Here is a 17,817-nt window from a genome sequence, read left to right as displayed (position 1 = left end):
GAAGGAGTCCATCCCGTGACGGAAGGCACCATCGCCGCCGCTGCCGAGGGCGCAGACACGCTGACCCGCCTGGAGCAGGAGGGTGAGATCGCGGCGGACTACCTGGAGGGTCTGCTCGACATCGCCGACCTCGACGGCGACATCGACATGGACGTCGAGGCCGACCGTGCCGCTGTCTCGATCGTCAGCGACACCGGTGGCCGCGATCTCCAGAAGCTGGTCGGACGCGACGGTGAGGTCCTGGAGGCTCTCCAGGAGCTGACCCGCCTGGCCGTGCACCGGGAAACCGGCGACCGCAGCCGGCTGATGCTGGACATCGCGGGCTACCGGGCCAGGAAGCGCGCCGAGCTGTCCGAGCTGGGCGCGAAGGCCGCCGCCGAGGCCAAGAGCAGTGGTGAGCCCGTGCGGATGCAGCCGATGACGCCGTTCGAGCGCAAGGTCGTGCACGACGCGGTGAAGTCCGCGGGGCTGCGCAGCGAGTCCGAGGGCGAGGAACCGCAGCGGTTCGTCGTCGTACTGCCCGCCTGATCGTTCCCCGCGATCCCCCGGCCCCGTCTGTCGCGCCAGCCGCGCGGACGGGGCCGAACTTTGTCAGCCTGATAGTTCTGGTGGTTCTGGTGTCGGTGCGCGAAGCGCCGACGCGGTACGGAAGGACGGTCCCCCGTGACGGAGGCAGCGGAGCTTCCCCCCGCGCCCGAGCAGGCACGTGAGGTGTTCGGTGATCGCTACGAGGATGCGGTGCGCTACGCCGAGCTGCTGGCCGAGGCAGGTGTGCAGCGCGGTCTGATCGGGCCGCGCGAGGTGCCCCGGCTGTGGGAGCGGCACCTGCTGAACTGCGCGGTGCTCTCCGAGGTCGTGCCCGCGGGGGTGACGGTCTGCGATGTCGGCTCGGGCGCCGGCCTGCCCGGCATCCCGCTGGCGCTGGTCCGGGAGGACCTGAAGATCACCCTGCTGGAGCCGCTGCTGCGGCGGACGACCTTCCTGACCGAGGTCGTGGAACTGCTCGGCCTCGATCATGTGACGGTCGTGCGCGGCCGGGCCGAGGAGGTCATGGGGAAGCTGCCGCCCGTCCATGTGGTGACCGCCCGCGCCGTGGCGCCGCTGGACCGGCTGGCGACCTGGGGGGTGCCCCTGCTGCGGCCGTACGGGGAGATGCTGGCACTCAAGGGCGACACCGCCGAGGAGGAGCTGAAGAGCGCGGCGACGGCATTGAGCAAGCTGGGGGCCGTCGGGACGTCGATCCTGCACGTCGGAGAGGGCGTGGTGGAGCCCCGGTCCACGGTGGTGCGCGTCGAGGTCGGGGAGAGCCCGGGCGGTGTGCGGTTCGCGGCGAAGCGGGCCAAGGCCGCGCGCACAGGGCGGGCTCGCCGACGGCGCGGGTAGTTTCCCAGGGCCGACTCGGCGGGTCGGCTCACGGGACGTACTCCCGGCTCACGGGACGTACTCCACACAAGGCCCGAACCCGCGCATGACGGAGTGTCGCGACAGTTCGGCGTCGGGCGCTGGGCATCGTGTTTCACGTGAAACGTCGCTCACTGCTGCACGGCATCATCAGTCGCGGCCGCGCTGCGGCCGAACCCCGCGACCGCAAGCCACTCGGCTCGCTCGGCGAAGGAGTCGCCCCGAGGACCGCCAAGTCCCCCGTGAGGGGCACGAAGTTTTCCACAACGGTGGATTTCTCCACAGAAGAGCAGGCCTCACTGGTTCGCGACCCCGCAGGCATGGGAGGCTCTGTTCACTGCGAGCCTGAAGTCGAGGAGAGTGAATCCTTGCGGTCCGACGCCAATATCGCGGGCCCGATGACCGATCCGGTCCCCGGTCCCCGTACCGAGTCGATGGGGGCGGATGTTTCACGTGAAACACCGCCTCCGATGGACGACACCCCGATCGGTCGCGCGGCCCAACTAGCGGTAGAGGCTCTGGGGCGTGCCGGCGAGGGTCTGCCACGGCCCGAGCAGACCCGGATCATCGTCGTCGCCAACCAGAAGGGCGGGGTGGGCAAGACGACGACGACCGTCAACCTCGCCGCCTCGCTGGCCCTGCACGGCAGCCGGGTCCTGGTGGTCGACCTCGACCCCCAGGGGAACGCCTCCACCGCACTGGGTATCGATCATCACGCCGACGTCCCGTCGATCTACGACGTGTTGGTGGAGAGCAAGCCGCTGTCCGAGGTCGTTCAGCCCGTCCCTGACGTCGAGGGTCTGTTCTGCGCCCCGGCCACCATCGATCTCGCCGGTGCGGAGATCGAGCTGGTGTCCATGGTGGCCCGCGAGAGCCGGCTGGAGCGCGCGATCCAGGCGTATGAGCAGCCGCTGGACTACATCCTGATCGACTGCCCTCCCTCCCTCGGCCTGCTGACGCTGAACGCGCTGGTCGCCGGCCAGGAGGTGCTGATCCCGATCCAGTGCGAGTACTACGCGCTGGAAGGGCTGGGGCAGTTGCTGCGGAACGTCGACCTGGTGCGCGGGCACCTCAACCGTGCCCTGCATGTGTCGACCATTCTGCTCACCATGTACGACGGCCGGACGCGCCTCGCGTCCCAGGTCGCGGAAGAGGTCCGGACCCACTTCGGTGACGAGGTGCTGCGGACGAGCATCCCCCGCTCTGTCCGTATCTCCGAGGCGCCGAGCTACGGGCAGACGGTGCTGACCTACGATCCAGGATCGAGCGGTGCCCTGTCCTATCTTGAGGCGGCACGAGAGATCGCACTGAGGGGCGTAGGCGTCAGCTATGACGCGACCCACGCCCCCATCGGTGCCCAGAACGACCCGAGCACGGTGGAGGGGATGCAGTGAACGAGCGACGGAGGGGGTTGGGTCGAGGGCTGGCAGCGTTGATCCCGCCGGCCTCGACGGAGAAGTCGGTGGCGTCGGCCGCCCTGGGCCATGCCGCTCCGGCACCCACGGCGGTCCCGGGACTGACGACCGACCGCGGTGTGGCCGCGGCGAAGGTGGCCACCCTGCCGCCTGTTTCACGTGAAACAGAGGAGCCCTCGGCGTCCGCCCCGGAGCTTCCCATGGCTCCCATGGGCGCCCACTTCGCCGAGATCCCGCTGGACTCCATCAAGCCCAACCCCCGGCAGCCGCGCGAGATCTTCGACGAGGACGCGCTCGCCGAGCTGGTCACCTCCATCAAGGAGGTCGGCCTCCTCCAGCCGGTCGTCGTCCGGCAGCTCGACGCCGACCAGTACGAGCTGATCATGGGTGAGCGGCGCTGGCGGGCCTGCCGCGAGGCCGGTCTGGAGGCCATCCCGGCGATCGTGCGGGCCACGGAGGACGACAAGCTCCTCCTGGACGCGCTGCTGGAGAACCTGCACCGTGCGCAGCTGAACCCGCTGGAAGAGGCCGCCGCCTACGACCAGCTGCTGAAGGACTTCAACTGCACGCACGACCAGCTGGCGGACCGGATCGGCCGTTCCCGTCCACAGGTCTCCAATACCCTGCGGCTGCTGAAGCTCTCGTCGGCGGTGCAGAAGAGGGTGGCGGCCGGGGTTCTCTCCGCGGGACACGCTCGGGCGCTGCTTTCGGTGGAGGACTCGGAGGAGCAGGACCGGCTGGCGCACCGGATCGTTGCCGAGGGGCTGTCGGTGCGGGCCGTCGAGGAGATCGTGACCCTCATGGGGTCCCGGCCGCAGAAGGCTCCTCGGACCAAGGGACCGCGGGCGGGCGCCCGTGTCTCCCCGGCGCTCTCCGAGCTCGCCACGCGGCTCTCGGACCGCTTCGAGACCCGGGTGAAGGTGGACCTGGGCCGTGAGAAGGGGAAGATCACCGTGGAGTTCGCCTCCATGGACGACCTGGGACGGATTCTCGACACGCTGGCCCCGGGCGAGGGCCCCGTGCTCCAGAAGAGCCTGGTGGACGGCGACTCCGACGAGGCCGATTCCTGAGTTCCGGCCGCCGGCGGAGCGCCTGATGGTGTTCCGTCCGGCCAGGAGAGCGGGCCGTTTCCGGCGGGGGCCGGAACACGGTCCGCTCTTTGCTTTCCACCGGTGTCGAGGCCCTGGCATCGTGGATACGCTCAAGGAGCGGAATGTTCTGACAGCCGCCCTGGACGCACAGGGCGAAGGAAGCGAGGAACAGCCTTCATGGGGCGTCGGCTCGTACCGCTCACGCTGGACAACCTTGAGGACCTTCCCCAGCGCTGTCGGTCATGTGTCTTCTGGGAGCTCGATCCCGTCAGCGGCGAGGCCGCGGCAGCGGCGGGCACCACCGCTCTGGAGAAGGAGTCCTGGATCTCCGCCGTCCTGCTGGACTGGGGATCCTGCGGCCGGGTCGTCTACGTCGACGACGTACCGGTCGGCTTCGTCCTCTACGCTCCTCCCGCCTATGTCCCGCGGTCCACGGCGTTCCCCACGAGCCCGGTCTCACCGGACGCGGTACAGCTGATGACCGGGTTCATCATGCCGGGCTACCAGGGGCAGGGGCTGGGCCGGGTGATGGTGCAGACGGTGGCCAAGGATCTCCTGCGCCGGGGATTCAAGGCGATCGAAGCCTTCGGGGACGCCCGCTGGGAGCAGCCGGCGTGTGTCCTGCCAGCCGACCATCTGCTGGCCGTCGGCTTCAAGACGGTACGGCCCCACCCTCGTCATCCCCGGCTCCGGCTGGAGCTGAGGTCCACGTTGTCCTGGAAGGAGGACGTGGAGATGGCACTGGACCGGCTGCTCGGCGCGGTGCAGAAGGAGCCGGCGCTCAGGCCGCTCTGATGGTCGCCGGCCGCGTCTGAGGCGGGAAGCGAAAGGGCCGATCCTTCCGGATCGGCCCTTTCATGTTTCACGTGAAACGTCACTCCGCGATGAAGTCCTCAAGGTCGCGGACGAGCGCGGCCTTCGGCTTGGCACCGACGATCGTCTTGGCGACCTCGCCGCCCTGGTAGACGTTCAGGGTGGGGATCGACATGACGCCGTACTTGGCGGCCGTCTCCGGGTTCTCGTCGATGTTCAGCTTGACGATCTCGATCTTGTCGCCGTACTCGCTGGCGATCGCCTCGAGGGACGGCGCGATCTGGCGGCACGGGCCGCACCAGGCCGCCCAGAAGTCCACCAGAACGGGCTTGTCGCTCTTGAGGACGTCCTCTTCGAAGGATGCGTCGGTCACGTGCTTGAGGGTGCCGGCCACGGCGGGCTCCTTAACTGGTTGATGCGTGGGGCGGATGGGGGGTCAGACAGTGGTCTTCTCGGGCTCGGCCTTGTCCTCGTCGGACAGGGCGGCGAGGAAGCGCTCGGCGTCGAGAGCGGCGGAGCAGCCGGTGCCGGCCGCCGTGATCGCCTGACGGTAGGTGTGGTCGACCACATCACCGGCGGCGAAGACGCCGGTGACATTGGTCCGGGTCGAGGGGGCGTCGACCTTCAGGTAGCCCTCCTCGTCCAGGTCGAGCTGTCCCTTGAAGAGCTCGGTGCGCGGGTCATGACCGATCGCGATGAACAGGCCGGTCACGGCCAGGTCGGACAGCTCACCGGTCTTGAGGTTGCGCAGCTTCAGACCCGACAGCTTCGGGTCGCCCTGGATCTCGGCCACCTCGCTGTCCCAGACGAACGAGATCTTCGGGTCGGCGAAGGCCCGCTCCTGCATGGCCTTGGAGGCACGCAGGGTGTCGCGGCGGTGGACGATCGTCACGGACCTGGCGAAGCGCGAGAGGAAGGTGGCCTCCTCCATCGCGGTGTCGCCACCGCCGATCACGGCGATGTCCTGGTCCTTGAAGAAGAAGCCGTCGCAGGTGGCGCACCAGGAGACGCCACGGCCGGACAGGGCGTCCTCGTTGGGCAGGCCGAGCTTGCGGTGCTGGGAGCCGGTGGTGACGATGACGGCCTTGGCCCGGTGGACCGTGCCCGCCGTGTCGGTGACGGTCTTGATCTCACCGGTCAGGTCGACGGCGACGACGTCGTCGGGGACCAGCTCGGCGCCGAAGCGCTCCGCCTGCGCCCGCATGTTGTCCATGAGTTCGGGGCCCATGATGCCGTCCTGGAAGCCGGGGAAGTTCTCCACCTCGGTGGTGTTCATGAGCGCACCGCCGGCAGTGACAGCACCTTCGAACACCAACGGCTTCAGCGAGGCGCGCGCGGTGTAGAGCGCCGCCGTGTAGCCGGCAGGCCCGGAGCCGATGATGATCACGTTACGGACGTCGCTCACGGCTTGTTTCCTCGTCTCTGGACTGCGTCTTCAGGACCGGTGAAAGCGTTTCTATGAGCTCTCACCCCACCCAACCGATCCTAAGGGGCGGGCATTCCCGCTGTGTCCGGGCACACTGCGGGGGCAGCGGGCGGACCGGGAAGCGAGGTGATCCTCAGGGGCGGGGGAAGGAGTCCTTCAGCAGGACGTCACCCGCGCCGAGCGAGGGCCGCGTGACACAGGCCGCCTCCACCAGATAGACCATGACCCGGTCCGTGTCCGTGGTGTCCGGGAGGACGACCAGCACCACCTCGCGGCCCTGGTAGACGCCTTCCTCCGTGGCCAGCACCGCGTCGTCGCGGCCGATGCCCCGCTGGATGCAGGCGGGCACGGCGGGCTGGGTGAAGACGTGGTTCTGCGCGCCGGTCCCGGACTCCGCGCCGAAGCTCTGCACCGGGGAGGACCCGGCGCCCCGGCCCGGACGGTCGTCGGCCAGGAGAGCGGCCACCTCCGTGTCCAGCTTCTCCTCGGAGTAGGTGTCGGCGCGGGCCGACCGTCCGGGATCGCCGGGCGAGGAGTCCCCGCCGCCCAGGGAGGAGACGACGACGGAGCCGAGGCCGAGTGCGGCCACGGCGACCACGGCACCGAGGGCGGCGGTCCTGCGACGCCCGTTCCGCAGACGCCTCTTGCGGCCCGGCCCGGTGGAGGAGACGGCGGCCCGTCCCCCGGGACGATCGGCCGAAGACGTTGTTTCACGTGAAACACGCGTACGGTCGGACGGTTCCTCCGGCCGGGCTTCCGCGGCGAGCGCGGCGTCGATGCGCCCGGCGATGTCGTCCGGCATTCGCGTAGGCCCCGGCAGGGAGCCGAGCAGTCCCCGGATCTCCTCCAGGGTGGTGTAGACGTCCGCGCACGGCGCGCACCCGTCCAGGTGCCGCCGTACCTCAGAGCTCCGCGACGGCGTGAGCAGTCCTTCGGCGAGGTCGGAGATCTCGGTGACGTCCGGGTGCTCCGCCCTGTCTGTCGTCGACGACGTCACGCTCGTCCACCTCCGCCCTTCACTGCGGCTGAATCGCTCGGCCCGGTCTCCGGCGGGTCCGTCCGGTGCGGGCCCGCCGCGGGTGGGACGGACGCACCCGGCGTCCGGTTCCGTCCCCCGCCCGGTCCGCCGGTGCCGCCACCGCCGTCCGGCCGGAGATGGGTCAGCAGGGGCAGGAGTCTGGCTCTGCCGCGTGCGCAGCGGCTCTTCACCGTGCCGGTCGGCACATCGAGGATGCGCGCGGCCTCGGCCACGGGATAGCCCTGCATGTCCACCAGGACGAGCGCGGCCCGCTGATCGGGTGGCAGGGTCTCCAGGGCCTCCACGAGCTGTCGCTGCAGATCGTTGCGCTCCGCGGGGGCGGACGCCGACTCGTGCGGCTCCAGCAACTGCTCCAGGCGCTCGGTGTCGTCGACCGGTGCGGTCTTCCGGGAAGCCGCCTTGCGGGCCCGGTCCAGACAGGCGTTCACCGTGATCCGGTGCAGCCAGGTGGTGACGGCGGACCGGCCGCGGAAGGTGTGGGCGGCGCGGTACGCGGAGACGAGCGCGTCCTGCACCGCGTCGGCGGCCTCCTCGCGGTCCCCCAGGGTCCGCAGGGCGACGGCCCAGAGCCGGTCCCGGTGCCGGCGGACGAGCTCACCGAAGGCGTCGGGGTCGCCTTCGACGTGGCGGGCCAGGAGGTCGTGGTCGGTCGTGTCGCCGTACGCGGTGCCGTCCGTCATCGGACCCCCTCCCTCACGGCAGACGACTCAGCTGGTCACCTTGACGTCCGCCAGCCTGCCGCGCCACTCCCCGCTGGACTGCATCGGCAGGTCGGTGAGCCACACCAGGAGGTAGCGGCTCTTGAGGGCCTTCCCGGGCTTGAGCTCCACGGTCGTGCCCTTGCCGTCCGCGACCTTGGAGTAGGCGTCGAAGGTGGCGGGCTCCGAGGTGGCGTCGGCGCCGGCGCTGCGCAGTTCGACCGAGGTGTTCCCGACGAAGGTGACGGTCACCTTGCCGACCTGCTGCACCTTGCCGAGGTCGAGGATGACGCCGACGCCGGACTTCAGGCGGCCGAAGTCGCTGCTGAGGTAGAAGTCGGTCTGCCAGTACGTCGACGGGTCGCCGTCGTAGACGTTCCCTATCTGGGAGGGCTTCTCGGACTGGTCGCCGTAGGGGTCGAAGTCACGGGCACCGCTGATCGCGATGGGCTTGCCGGAGGCCGGCTTGCCCGAGCCCTTGTCGCCGTCGTCCGTCGTCTGCGACTGGTGCTGGTCGTCGGCCTTGCCGCCCCGGTTCATCAGGACGTCGGCCAGCTGCCAGCTGCCCAGGCCGAGGGCGGCGATCAGCAGCGCGGAGACGCCCCACTTCAGGGCCTTGCCGGTGCGGCTCTGCAGCGGTGGCGGCGGGGCCGGGACCGGCTGGGTGACACCGGGGTGCGCGGCGGGGCGGCCGTACGGGCTCTGCTGGTAGGACGTGCGCTGGTACTCGGGCGGTGTGGTGAACGCCTGCTCCGGCGGGCGGATGCGGGGCATCTCGCCGATCGCCTTCACCAGTTCCTCGGGCGTGGTGCACGCCGACTCGTGGCGGGAGGCGGTGGCGCCGTCGTTGGCGAGCGCCCGCATGGCCAGTTCCGACAGGCCCCGGTGGACACCGGCGCGGACCTGGTCGGGCGGGATCAGACCGAGGTCCTTGGGCAGGCCGGAGAGCCCATAGGCGTCGTCCTCGTACGGCCAGCGCTGGGTGAGGGAGGCGTAGAGCAGGGCGCCGATGGCCTCGGTGTCGGCGCGCTGCGGGGTGTCGGAGGTGACGCCGCGCAGTGCCGCGTTCACGGCCAGGCCGCGGATGCGCCACTGCCCGGTCGACGTGCGCAGCACGGCGTTGGGGTTGAGGCGGAGGTGGGCGAGGCCCTCGCGGTGGGCGGCGGCCATGGCGGACGAGACCTGGCTGACCATCTGGTAGGCGTCGTAGACCTCCAGCGGACCGGAGGCGAGGAGCGTGGTCAGCTCGGTGGCGTCGGGGAGCCATTCGTGGACGACGTAGACGAGGTCGTTGTCCTCGACGGCGTCCAGCACCTGGACGAAACGGGGGTCGCCCAGCAGCGCGGAGGAGCGGGCGGCGGCCAGGACGGACCGGGCCCGGGCGTGTTCCGCGGGGAGGACGTGGACGCCGACGGCACGGCGGAGTTTCTCGTCGACGGCCCGCCAGCTGCTGAACCCGTCCAGACGGGTCACGCACTCCTCAAGGCGGTACCGTCTGGCGAGCTTGTGACCGCTGTGCAGTTCGGGAGGCGAGGCCTTCCCGGAGCCGTGGGTCTCGGCGCTCACCTGTGCCTCGTCGCTGTCCGTGTCCCGCTCCCGGTTGTTGGCCACCCCGTCGGCCGTGGACTGGTCCGCCTCCGCGGTCGGCGACTCGCCGTCGCCGTTGTCCGCCACGTCGACGGCAGCTGTGCTCCGTTCCGCCACCGTCGTTCCTGCCTCCCCAATCGATGCGCGCCGAACACCCGCTGCGCGCCGTCCGACGCCGAAACCAATTGTGCCCACAGTCCGCCGCTATGCACGACACGCGGCGACGAACGATGGTTGTGCGCCTACCCCCCGTCTCACCGTCCCAGGCGTCCGCGGACCATACCGACCATCGAGTTCAGCTCCTCGATCCGCATCCGCCGGGCGGCGACGTAGAAGACGCCGAGCAGGACCGCCCCGCCCGCCAGGAGGGAGGCGAAGGAGCCCAGCACGCCCTGGCCGAGGGCGTGGCCGATCCCGTAGCAGGCGGCGCCGCTGAGCAGCGCCGCCGGGAGGGAAGCGATGGCCAGCCGGGCGTACGTCCGCACCACCCGGGCGCCGTCCAGGTCCCCGCCGAGCCGTTTGCGCAGCCGGCGCCAGGCGATGCCCACGCCGGTGGCGTAGGCCAGTCCGTAGGCGGCGGCCATGCCGACCACGGCCCAGCGCGAGGGGATCACGAAGTAGCAGACCGCCGAGGCGCCGGCGTTCACGGCCGCCACGATCACGGTGTTGTAGAACGGCGTTCGAGTGTCCTCGTAGGCGTAGAAGGCGCGCAGGACCACGTACTGCACGGAGTACGGGATGAGGCCGAGGGCGAAGGCCATCAGCATGTAGCCCATGTTGGTGGCTTCGCTGGTGCCGGAGGAGCCGAAGATCAGCGTGCACATCGGGATGCCGAGCGCGACGAACCCGAAGGCGATCGGCACGATGGCGACAGCCGTGGTGCGCAGCCCCTGGGAGATGTCGTCGCGGACCGCGCCGGCGTCGTCCTCGGCCGCGGAGCGCGAGATGCGGGGCAGCAGGGCGGCCATCAGGGAGACGGTGATGATCGCCTGCGGGAGGCCCCAGATCAGCTGGGCGTTGGCGTAGGCGGCGAAACCGGTGCCGTCGACGGGCGAGGCCTTGCCGGCGGCCGTGGACAGCTGGGTGACGACGATTGCGCCGGCCTGGTTGGCGAGGACGAACAGGAAGGTCCACTTGGCGAGCGTGATCGCCTTGCCGAGGCCGTGACCCTTCCAGTCGAAGCGCAGCCGCATCCGGAAGCCGGTCTCGCGCAGGTACGGGATCATCGCGAGCGCCTGCACGACGAGGCCGAGCAGCACACCGATGCCGAGCAGCCGCTGCCCCTCCGGCGGGATGGTGGTGACCTTCATCCCGGAGTCGGCGGCGGTGCCGTAGACCCAGATGAACATGCCGAGCGTCACGATGATGACGATGTTGTTCAGGACCGGGGTCCACATCATCGCGCCGAACTTGCCGCGGGCGTTGAGGATCTGCCCCATCACCACGTGGACGCCCATGAAGAAGATCGAGGGCAGGAAGTACTGGACGAAGGTGATGCCGACCTGGTTGGCCGCTGGGTCGCTGGCGACCGGATCGGACAGCAGGCGGATCAGCAGCGGCGCGCCGAAGACCGACAGGACGGTGAGCGCGCCCAGCGCCACCATGACCAGGGTGAGCAGGCGGTTGGCGAAGGCCTCGCCGCCGTCGTCGTCCTCCTTCATGGCGCGGACGAGCTGCGGCACGAAGACGGAGTTGAGTCCGCCGCCGACGGTGAGGATGTAGATCATCGTCGGGAGCTGGTAGGCGACCTGGAAGGTGTCACCGAGGAGGCCGACGCCGAGGGCGGAGACGATCAGGGCCGACCGGATGAAGCCGGTGAGCCGGGAGACCATCGTGCCGGCCGCCATCACGGCGCTGGACTTCAGCAGCCCTGTCGCGCGGCCGCCCTTCTTCGCCGGGGGGGCGGAGGCGGGCGGGGGCACGGCCTCGGTGCCCTGCGCGGGGGTCTCGGCGGCCGGCGGCGGCGCGGTCAGGTACTGGCCGGGCGGGGGCGCGGCGTACTGGTTCTGGTCCGGTCGGCCGGCCGGGTACGGGGCCTGGCCGGGGTGCGGAGCCGCGTACTGGTTCTGGCCGGCCGCGTACGGGTCGTGGGCCGGCGGCTCCGTGCCGTACCGGCCCTGGCCCACGGGGGTGCCGGGGCCGTACTGCTGCTGTCCGGCCGGTGCGCCGGCGACGTACTGCTGCCCGCCCTGCGGTGCCGCGGTGCCGTACGGCTGCTGTCCCGCGGGGGCGGCGTACTGGCCGTAGGGGCCGGCGGCCGTGCCCTGCTGGTGCGGCGCGGGCGACGGGCCGGGCACCGCGGGGCCGTCCTGGTAGGACGGGTGGCCGCCGCCGTGCTGCTGGTCCCGGAAGAGGTGGGCGAAGGCGTCCGGCTCGTGGCGCTCCTCGCCCGCCTGGGTGACCAGGTCGTCCACGCCCACGAACTGGGTGGTCCGGGGGTCGTCGCCGTAGGGCAGGTACTGGGTGGGGCCCTCCGGCTCAGGCGCCGGGGTCTGCGCCCAGATCTGCGGGTCGGGGGCGTACGGCGACCGGGCGGGCGGCCCGTACAGCGGCTGCTGCGGGGGGTATGTGCCCGGGGGCGGCGGGGGGTGCGCGGCACGGTCGTAGAGCGCCTCGTCGACCGGGTCCTGCGCGGAGAGGTCCTGCGCCCGGTAGGGGTCCTGGTCGTAGGCGTCCTGGAGGTACATGTCCGCAGGCGGCTGCGACGGTGTCTGGTCGTGCTCGGGTGGCGGGCCCTCGGGGTGGCCCGAGCTGCCCGCGGCCTGGCCACGGTCACCGTCGTACGGCGCGTTCATGGTTACCCCACCTCATCGTCCCGGGCCCACCGGCCACGACATGTCAACGGTCCACTCTCTCACCCGTCCCGGACGGGTCGGCGCTTTCCGCTGCGGTGTCCGCTCCGGGGTCACTCGCCTGCTCCGGGTCGCCTGCCCGGGGGTGTGCTCCGGACTCCTCGGTGGGACGGTCGGCGGGCCCCTGAGGAACCTCGGGGCCGTTCGCGGGGTCCTCGCCGGTGCCGGGGCCCTCGTCGCCCCCGGCGCGGGCGGCGGCGCGCTTGCGCTGCTGGTACATGCGGTAGCCGGCGAGGACGAGGAGGAGCACGCCGCCGCCGATGACCAGCATCACGGTGGCCGTGATCTCGGTGACCTTCACGTCGAACGTCACCGGGGCGCCGTACTTCCGGCCGTCCGCCGTGTACAGCTGGGCGATGACCGTCGCCCGTCCGTTGGCGTTGGCGGACGTGGTGAACTTCACCGACTGGCTGTGTCCGCCGGAGACCGAGACGGGCTGCTCCTGGTAGGCCTCCCCGCCGATCTCCAGCCGGGTCGGGTTGGTGGAGGTGAGCCGGAGCACCAGGTGGTCGGCGTCCTGCACCAGGTTGTTCTGGACGGTGACGGGGATCGTGGCACTGCGGCCGGAGAGCTTGGTCTCCGACTTGTCGATCAGTCTGACCTGGCCGGTCAGTCCGTCGAGATAGGTCTCCACGCCGTTGCGGAACGTGCGGGCCGCGCCGGCGCGGTCGCGCCAGGACGTGGACATCTCCCGGTTCAGGGCCCGCCCGAAGGGGGTCACCACGCGGGACCGGTCCGACAGGACGGCCTTGAAGTGGTCGAGCTTGTCCTGGGTCCGGGCGAGCTGCTCGAACGCCTCGTGCGGCAGTTCCCGCTCGCGCAGCGCGGAGGGGTACGCGGACCGCGACGGGATCGTCGTCGTGGCGCCCGGGTCCGGCTTGGCCGAGGCGGCGTCCGACAGGTCCTGGGGCTGGGACCAGTCACCGCCCTCCAGGGCGGTGAGCGCCTCGGCCATCGCGCGGGCCTGGCTGCCGGTGGGCATGCGCTGCGGCGCGACGACGACGCTGCGCTGCTCGCCGGTCTGCAGATCCAGGGCGAGGCTCTGCGCGAGGAACTGCTGGACGGCCGCCGTGGAGGTGGCCGCCTTGGTCAGGTCGCCCTCGAACGCGGTGGACAGCCGGGCGTCCGCGACGACCGCGGTCGTCCCTCCCCCGACGGGCCGGGCCGCGGAGGGCGTGTACGACAGGCCGCCGGTCTCCTTCAGGCTGTCGCTGCGGGTGATCACCTTGTCGGCGCCCGCGGAGGTGGCGACCTTGACGATGGCCGGGTCGACGGCGCCTTCCACCGGCCACGCGAAGTCGGTGCTGGGTTTCACGTGGAGGATCGGCTCCACCGTGTTGGCCACGACGTCGGTGGCCTCCTTCAGCTGGCTCAGCGAACCGGTGAAGTCCGTGCCGTTGTGCGCCAGGGAGGCGAGGTCCGGGTCGGCGAACGGCAGCGCGACGACCTCCTTGTCCGCCACCGCCTTCTGGAGGCCGGCGAGCCACTGCTTGGCGACGGCCTGGTGCCGGCCGGCGGTGGTGGTGCCGTCCGCCGCCCGGACCTCGTAGCCGCGCGTCATCGCGTCGACGGAGGCCAGCAGGTCCGGGTCGACGACCCAGGTGACGTCGAGGTCCCCGCCGAGCGTCACCAGCTGGTCGAGGCGCCCTCCCGGGGAGATCTCCTTGGCCAGGTCCTCGTTGCGGAAGACCGGCGTCTGCTGTTCGTTCGAGCCCGTCTCCGCGGTCACGTGGGACGTGGAGACGAGCGGCCACAGGTACGTCGTCCTGGTCTTGGTGCCGGCCTCGTCGGGCTGCCAGGGCAGGAAGGTCCGCTGCACGCCGAGGACCTGCTCCCAGGGCTGCGCGGAGGTCTCCCCGGAGAGGGTCACGGAGAACTCGTAGACGCCGTTGTCGCCGAGGTCCAGCGCGTCGACCGGGACCGAGAGGGCGAAGTGCTCGGCGACCCCGGGGGTGAGCTTGGGGAACTCCGCGGAGTAATCGTCGTCGAGCGGGGTGCCGTACGAACCGTCCAGGTCGGTGCTGTTCCGGGCGACGGTGTCGATCTCCGAGCGGGTGCCGAGCCGCGGACCCACGCGCAGGCCGACCTGGGCGTCGGTGACCGCCTGCTTGCCGTTGTTGGTGACGGTGCCGGAGACCGTGACGGTGTCGCCGTCCGTGGGGGCGGCGGGGCTGAGTGAGTCGACGGCCACCGAGACCCCGTCCGAGCCGGACGCGGCCCGGACCCCGGTCTGCTCCGCCGCGAGGGCCGGACCGACGGCGGACGCCTGCACGAGACCCGCCAGCAGCGGTGCCGAGGCGAGCAGTGCCGCGGTGCGCCGTACCCAGCGGCGGGCAGGTGAGGGATGGGTCCCCTGGATGTCTGCCGCCTCGGCCACGCGCTCGCCCGTCCCTCGTCGTCAGTGGTCGTCGGAATGTGCGTCCACGCATGGTAACGATGCGCGCTGAGGGGAAGTGCCGCGGAGTGCGCCACAAGATCGGATGCGGGACCCGCCAGGTGCTCGGGCCGCCGCGTATATGCCCGTATAAAGGGGAGCGTCCGCACAAGGTGCCCGTCGGAGGAATGGGTGCGCTCGCGCCGCCCTGGGCCACGTACCCTTTTCTGTTGTGCCGAACGCCAACGAAGTCAATCCCAGTGCCCTGAGCCAGGCGCAGCAGCGTGCGGTGAGTGAACTGCTGCGCGTCTCGCCGGTCGCCGACGATCTCGCCCGCCGTTTCCAGGAGGCTGGGTTCTCTCTCGCCCTGGTCGGCGGCTCGGTGCGGGACGCGCTGCTCGGGCGGCTCGGCAACGACCTGGACTTCACGACCGATGCCCGTCCGCAGGACGTCCTGAAGATCGTCCGGCCCTGGGCGGACGCCGTCTGGGAGGTCGGGATCGCCTTCGGCACGGTCGGGGCGCAGAAGGACGGCTATCAGATCGAGGTGACCACGTACCGGTCGGAGGCGTACGACCGGACCTCGCGCAAGCCCGAGGTGGCGTACGGCGACTCCATCGAGCAGGACCTCGTCCGGCGCGACTTCACGGTCAACGCGATGGCCGTGGCCCTGCCCCAGAAGGAGTTCGTCGATCCGCACGGAGGGCTCGGCGATCTCGCCGCCCGGGTGCTGCGCACGCCGGGGACGCCCGAGGAGTCCTTCTCCGACGACCCGCTGCGGATGATGCGGGCCGCGCGGTTCGCCGCGCAGCTCGACTTCGAGGTCGCGCCCGAGGTCGTGAAGGCGATGCGGGAGATGGCCGGCCGCATCGAGATCGTCTCGGCGGAGCGGGTCCGGGACGAGCTGAACAAGCTGATCCTCTCCGCACACCCGCGCAAGGGACTGACGCTCCTGGTGGAGACCGGCCTGGCCGAGTACGTCCTGCCCGAGCTGCCCGCACTGCGCCTGGAGAGCGACGAACACCACCGGCACAAGGACGTCTACGAGCACACGCTGATCGTGCTGGAGCAGGCGATGGCGCTGGAGGAGGACGGGCCCGACCTGACGCTCCGCCTCGCCGCGCTGCTGCACGACATCGGCAAGCCCCGCACGCGCCGCTTCGAGAGCGACGGGCGGGTCTCGTTCCACCACCACGAGGTGGTCGGCGCCAAGATGACGAAGAAGCGCATGCTGGCTCTGAAGTACTCCAACGAGCTGGTGAAGGACGTCTCGCGGCTGGTCGAGCTGCATCTGCGCTTCCACGGGTACGGCACCGGCGAGTGGACCGACTCCGCGGTCCGCCGGTACGTGCGGGACGCGGGGCCGCTGCTCGGCCGCCTGCACAAGCTGACCCGCTCCGACTGCACGACCCGCAACAAGCGCAAGGCAGCAGCGCTCTCCCGGGCCTACGACGGCCTGGAGGAGCGGATCGCCAAGCTCCAGGAGCAGGAGGAGCTGGACTCGATCCGGCCGGACCTCGACGGCAACGAGATCATGCAGATCCTCGGCATCCGGCCCGGCCCGGCCGTCGGACAGGCGTACCAGTACCTGCTGGAGCTGCGGCTGGAGAACGGGCCGATGGAGCGGGAGGCGGCGGTGGCGGCGCTCCAGGAGTGGTGGGCCCGGCAGGAGGGCTGAGGATGCCCGACCGTCTCGGGCGGGGCCATGTTTCACGTGAAACATGGCCCCGTCGGCATCGGCGGGGAGCGGTGTTTCACGTGAAACAGCGGGTCCGCGCGGAACGGAGCAGGGACGCGCCCGTGCTCACTCGCTCGCGCGCCGGGCCATGGCCGCCGCGACCGCCGCGTAGAGGAGGGCCACGGTCACCACGAGCGGTGCGGAGCGGCCGTCCGGCGGCAGCATGAGGGCGGCCACCCCGGCGGCACCGACGAAGGCGATGTTGAACAGGACGTCGTAGACGGAGAAGATCCGGCCCCGGTAGGCGTCGTCGACCGAGGACTGCACGAGGGTGTCGGTCGCGATCTTCGAGCCCTGGGTGACGAGACCCAGGACGAATGCCGCGGCGAGCAGCGGTGCGGTGGCGAACGGCAGCCCCAGGGCGGGCACCAGGACCGCGGCGACCGCGGCGCACAGGGCCATCCAGCGACCGGGGCCGAGCCGCCCCGCCGCCCAGGGAGTGAGGACCGCCGCGACGAAGAAACCGGCGCCCGAGACGCCCAGCGCCAGCCCGAGCAGGGCGAGCCCGTCGTCCGTGCCCGAGGACAGGGCGTACCGGCACAGCATCAGCAGCATCACGAGCAGGGCGCCGTAGCAGAACCGCATCAGCGTCATGGCCGCGAGCGACCAGGCCGCCTCCCGGCGGGCCGGCGCGGCGAGGTGCCGCACCCCCGCCGCCAGGTCGCGGGCGGTACCGGCGAGGGCGGTGGCCAGCCGGGGACGGATCAGCGCCCGGTCGGGTCCCAGCAGGTCCGCCGCCATGCGCAGCGAGGCCAGCGCGCCGCACAGGTAGAGGACGGCGCCCAGCGTCACCACGGCAGCGTCGGTGTCGGCGACCACGAGGCGGACGGCGAAGGCGAGCCCGCCGCCCGCGGTCGCCGCCAGGGTCCCGGCCGTCGGGGAGAGCGAGTTGGCGATCACCAGGCGCTCGGCGTCGACCACCCGGGGCAGGGCGGCGGAGAGCCCGGCCAGGACGAAGCGGTTGACGGCGGTGACGCACAGGGCGGAGACGTAGAAGAGCCAGTCCGGGACCGAGGCGATCATCAGGACGGCCGTCACCGAGGCCATCAGGGCGCGCAGCAGGTTGCCGAAGAGGAAGACCTGGCGGCGGCGCCAGCGGTCGAGGAGGACGCCGGCGAAGGGGCCGACCAGGGAGTACGGAAGCAGCAGCACCGCCATGGCGGAGGCCACCGCGGCCGGCGAGGTCTGTTTCTCCGGGGCGAAGACGACGTAGGTGGCGAGTCCCACCTGGTAGACGCCGTCGGCGCCCTGGGAGAGGAGGCGGACGGCGAGCAGACGCCGGAACCCCTTCAGGCGCAGCAGGACGCGGAGGTCACGGACGACGGCCATGGGGCACAGCCTCACATACGGGGAGGGTCCCCGGGCGCACTGCCTCAGGGACCC

The 17,817-nt window shown here is 71.3% G+C and carries 14 protein-coding genes; 6 read left to right on the top strand and 8 right to left on the bottom strand.

Going from position 1 to position 17,817, the window contains the following annotated elements:
• Positions 1-15 precede the first annotated feature (15 nt).
• From Sdagh_RS21300 to Sdagh_RS21280, 5 genes are all read left to right on the top strand, one after another.
• Positions 16-528: a Jag family protein gene (locus Sdagh_RS21300; RefSeq protein ID WP_189416819.1), complete on the top strand. Its 513-nt coding sequence runs from the start codon at positions 16-18 to the stop codon at positions 526-528.
• 135 nt (positions 529-663) lie between these two features.
• Positions 664-1,383, top strand: a complete 720-nt coding sequence (gene rsmG, locus Sdagh_RS21295) for a 16S rRNA (guanine(527)-N(7))-methyltransferase RsmG (RefSeq protein WP_189416822.1) — start codon at positions 664-666, stop codon at positions 1,381-1,383.
• Positions 1,384-1,721: 338 nt separating this feature from the next.
• Positions 1,722-2,795: a ParA family protein gene (locus Sdagh_RS21290; protein ID WP_189417222.1), complete on the top strand. Its 1,074-nt coding sequence runs from the start codon at positions 1,722-1,724 to the stop codon at positions 2,793-2,795.
• The gene (locus tag Sdagh_RS21285) at positions 2,792-3,886 is read left to right on the top strand and encodes a ParB/RepB/Spo0J family partition protein (RefSeq protein ID WP_189416825.1); all 1,095 of its coding nucleotides are present in this window, start codon (positions 2,792-2,794) and stop codon (positions 3,884-3,886) included. The genes Sdagh_RS21290 and Sdagh_RS21285 overlap by 4 nt, the downstream gene beginning before the upstream one ends.
• A gap of 198 nt (positions 3,887-4,084) precedes the next feature.
• The gene (locus Sdagh_RS21280; protein WP_189416828.1) at positions 4,085-4,702 is read left to right on the top strand and encodes a GNAT family N-acetyltransferase; all 618 of its coding nucleotides are present in this window, start codon (positions 4,085-4,087) and stop codon (positions 4,700-4,702) included.
• Between the two features lie 79 nt (positions 4,703-4,781).
• On the opposite strand, the gene trxA is transcribed toward Sdagh_RS21280, so the two are convergent.
• The 7 genes from trxA to Sdagh_RS21245 form a co-directional block, all read right to left on the bottom strand.
• Positions 4,782-5,114: a thioredoxin gene (trxA, locus tag Sdagh_RS21275; protein WP_189416831.1), complete on the bottom strand. Its 333-nt coding sequence runs from the start codon at positions 5,112-5,114 to the stop codon at positions 4,782-4,784.
• A 42-nt stretch (positions 5,115-5,156) separates the two neighbouring features.
• Positions 5,157-6,125 carry a thioredoxin-disulfide reductase gene (gene trxB / locus Sdagh_RS21270; RefSeq protein ID WP_189416833.1) on the bottom strand — a complete coding sequence of 323 codons (969 nt, stop codon included), beginning with the start codon at positions 6,123-6,125 and terminating at the stop codon, positions 5,157-5,159.
• 154 nt (positions 6,126-6,279) lie between these two features.
• Complete coding sequence (locus tag Sdagh_RS21265; RefSeq protein WP_190076921.1) at positions 6,280-7,143, bottom strand: anti-sigma factor family protein; 864 nt, start codon at positions 7,141-7,143, stop codon at positions 6,280-6,282.
• Positions 7,140-7,865: an RNA polymerase sigma factor SigM gene (sigM, locus tag Sdagh_RS21260; protein ID WP_189416835.1), complete on the bottom strand. Its 726-nt coding sequence runs from the start codon at positions 7,863-7,865 to the stop codon at positions 7,140-7,142. The genes Sdagh_RS21265 and sigM overlap by 4 nt, the downstream gene beginning before the upstream one ends.
• 27 nt (positions 7,866-7,892) lie before the next feature.
• The gene (locus Sdagh_RS21255) at positions 7,893-9,587 is read right to left on the bottom strand and encodes a protein kinase family protein (RefSeq protein WP_189416837.1); all 1,695 of its coding nucleotides are present in this window, start codon (positions 9,585-9,587) and stop codon (positions 7,893-7,895) included.
• 137 nt (positions 9,588-9,724) lie between these two features.
• A complete protein-coding gene (gene murJ, locus Sdagh_RS21250) occupies positions 9,725-12,265 on the bottom strand; it encodes a murein biosynthesis integral membrane protein MurJ (RefSeq protein ID WP_189416840.1) in 2,541 nt (846 codons plus the stop codon).
• A 43-nt stretch (positions 12,266-12,308) separates the two neighbouring features.
• Complete coding sequence (locus Sdagh_RS21245) at positions 12,309-14,699, bottom strand: DUF6049 family protein (RefSeq protein ID WP_189416843.1); 2,391 nt, start codon at positions 14,697-14,699, stop codon at positions 12,309-12,311.
• A gap of 229 nt (positions 14,700-14,928) precedes the next feature.
• Between Sdagh_RS21245 and Sdagh_RS21240 the strand changes: the two genes are divergently transcribed.
• Complete coding sequence (locus Sdagh_RS21240; protein WP_189416846.1) at positions 14,929-16,374, top strand: CCA tRNA nucleotidyltransferase; 1,446 nt, start codon at positions 14,929-14,931, stop codon at positions 16,372-16,374.
• Between the two features lie 126 nt (positions 16,375-16,500).
• Here Sdagh_RS21240 and Sdagh_RS21235 read toward each other — a convergent pair whose 3' ends face one another.
• Entirely contained in the window at positions 16,501-17,763 is a 1,263-nt protein-coding gene (locus Sdagh_RS21235) for an MFS transporter (protein ID WP_189416849.1), read from the bottom strand.
• Positions 17,764-17,817 lie beyond the last annotated feature (54 nt).

The organism is Streptomyces daghestanicus (assembly GCF_020521275.1).
Classification (GTDB): Bacteria; Actinomycetota; Actinomycetes; order Streptomycetales; family Streptomycetaceae; genus Streptomyces; species Streptomyces griseoviridis.
The sequence above is the reverse complement of the archived record's forward strand: the minus strand, read 5'-3'. Positions and strand labels throughout refer to the sequence as shown.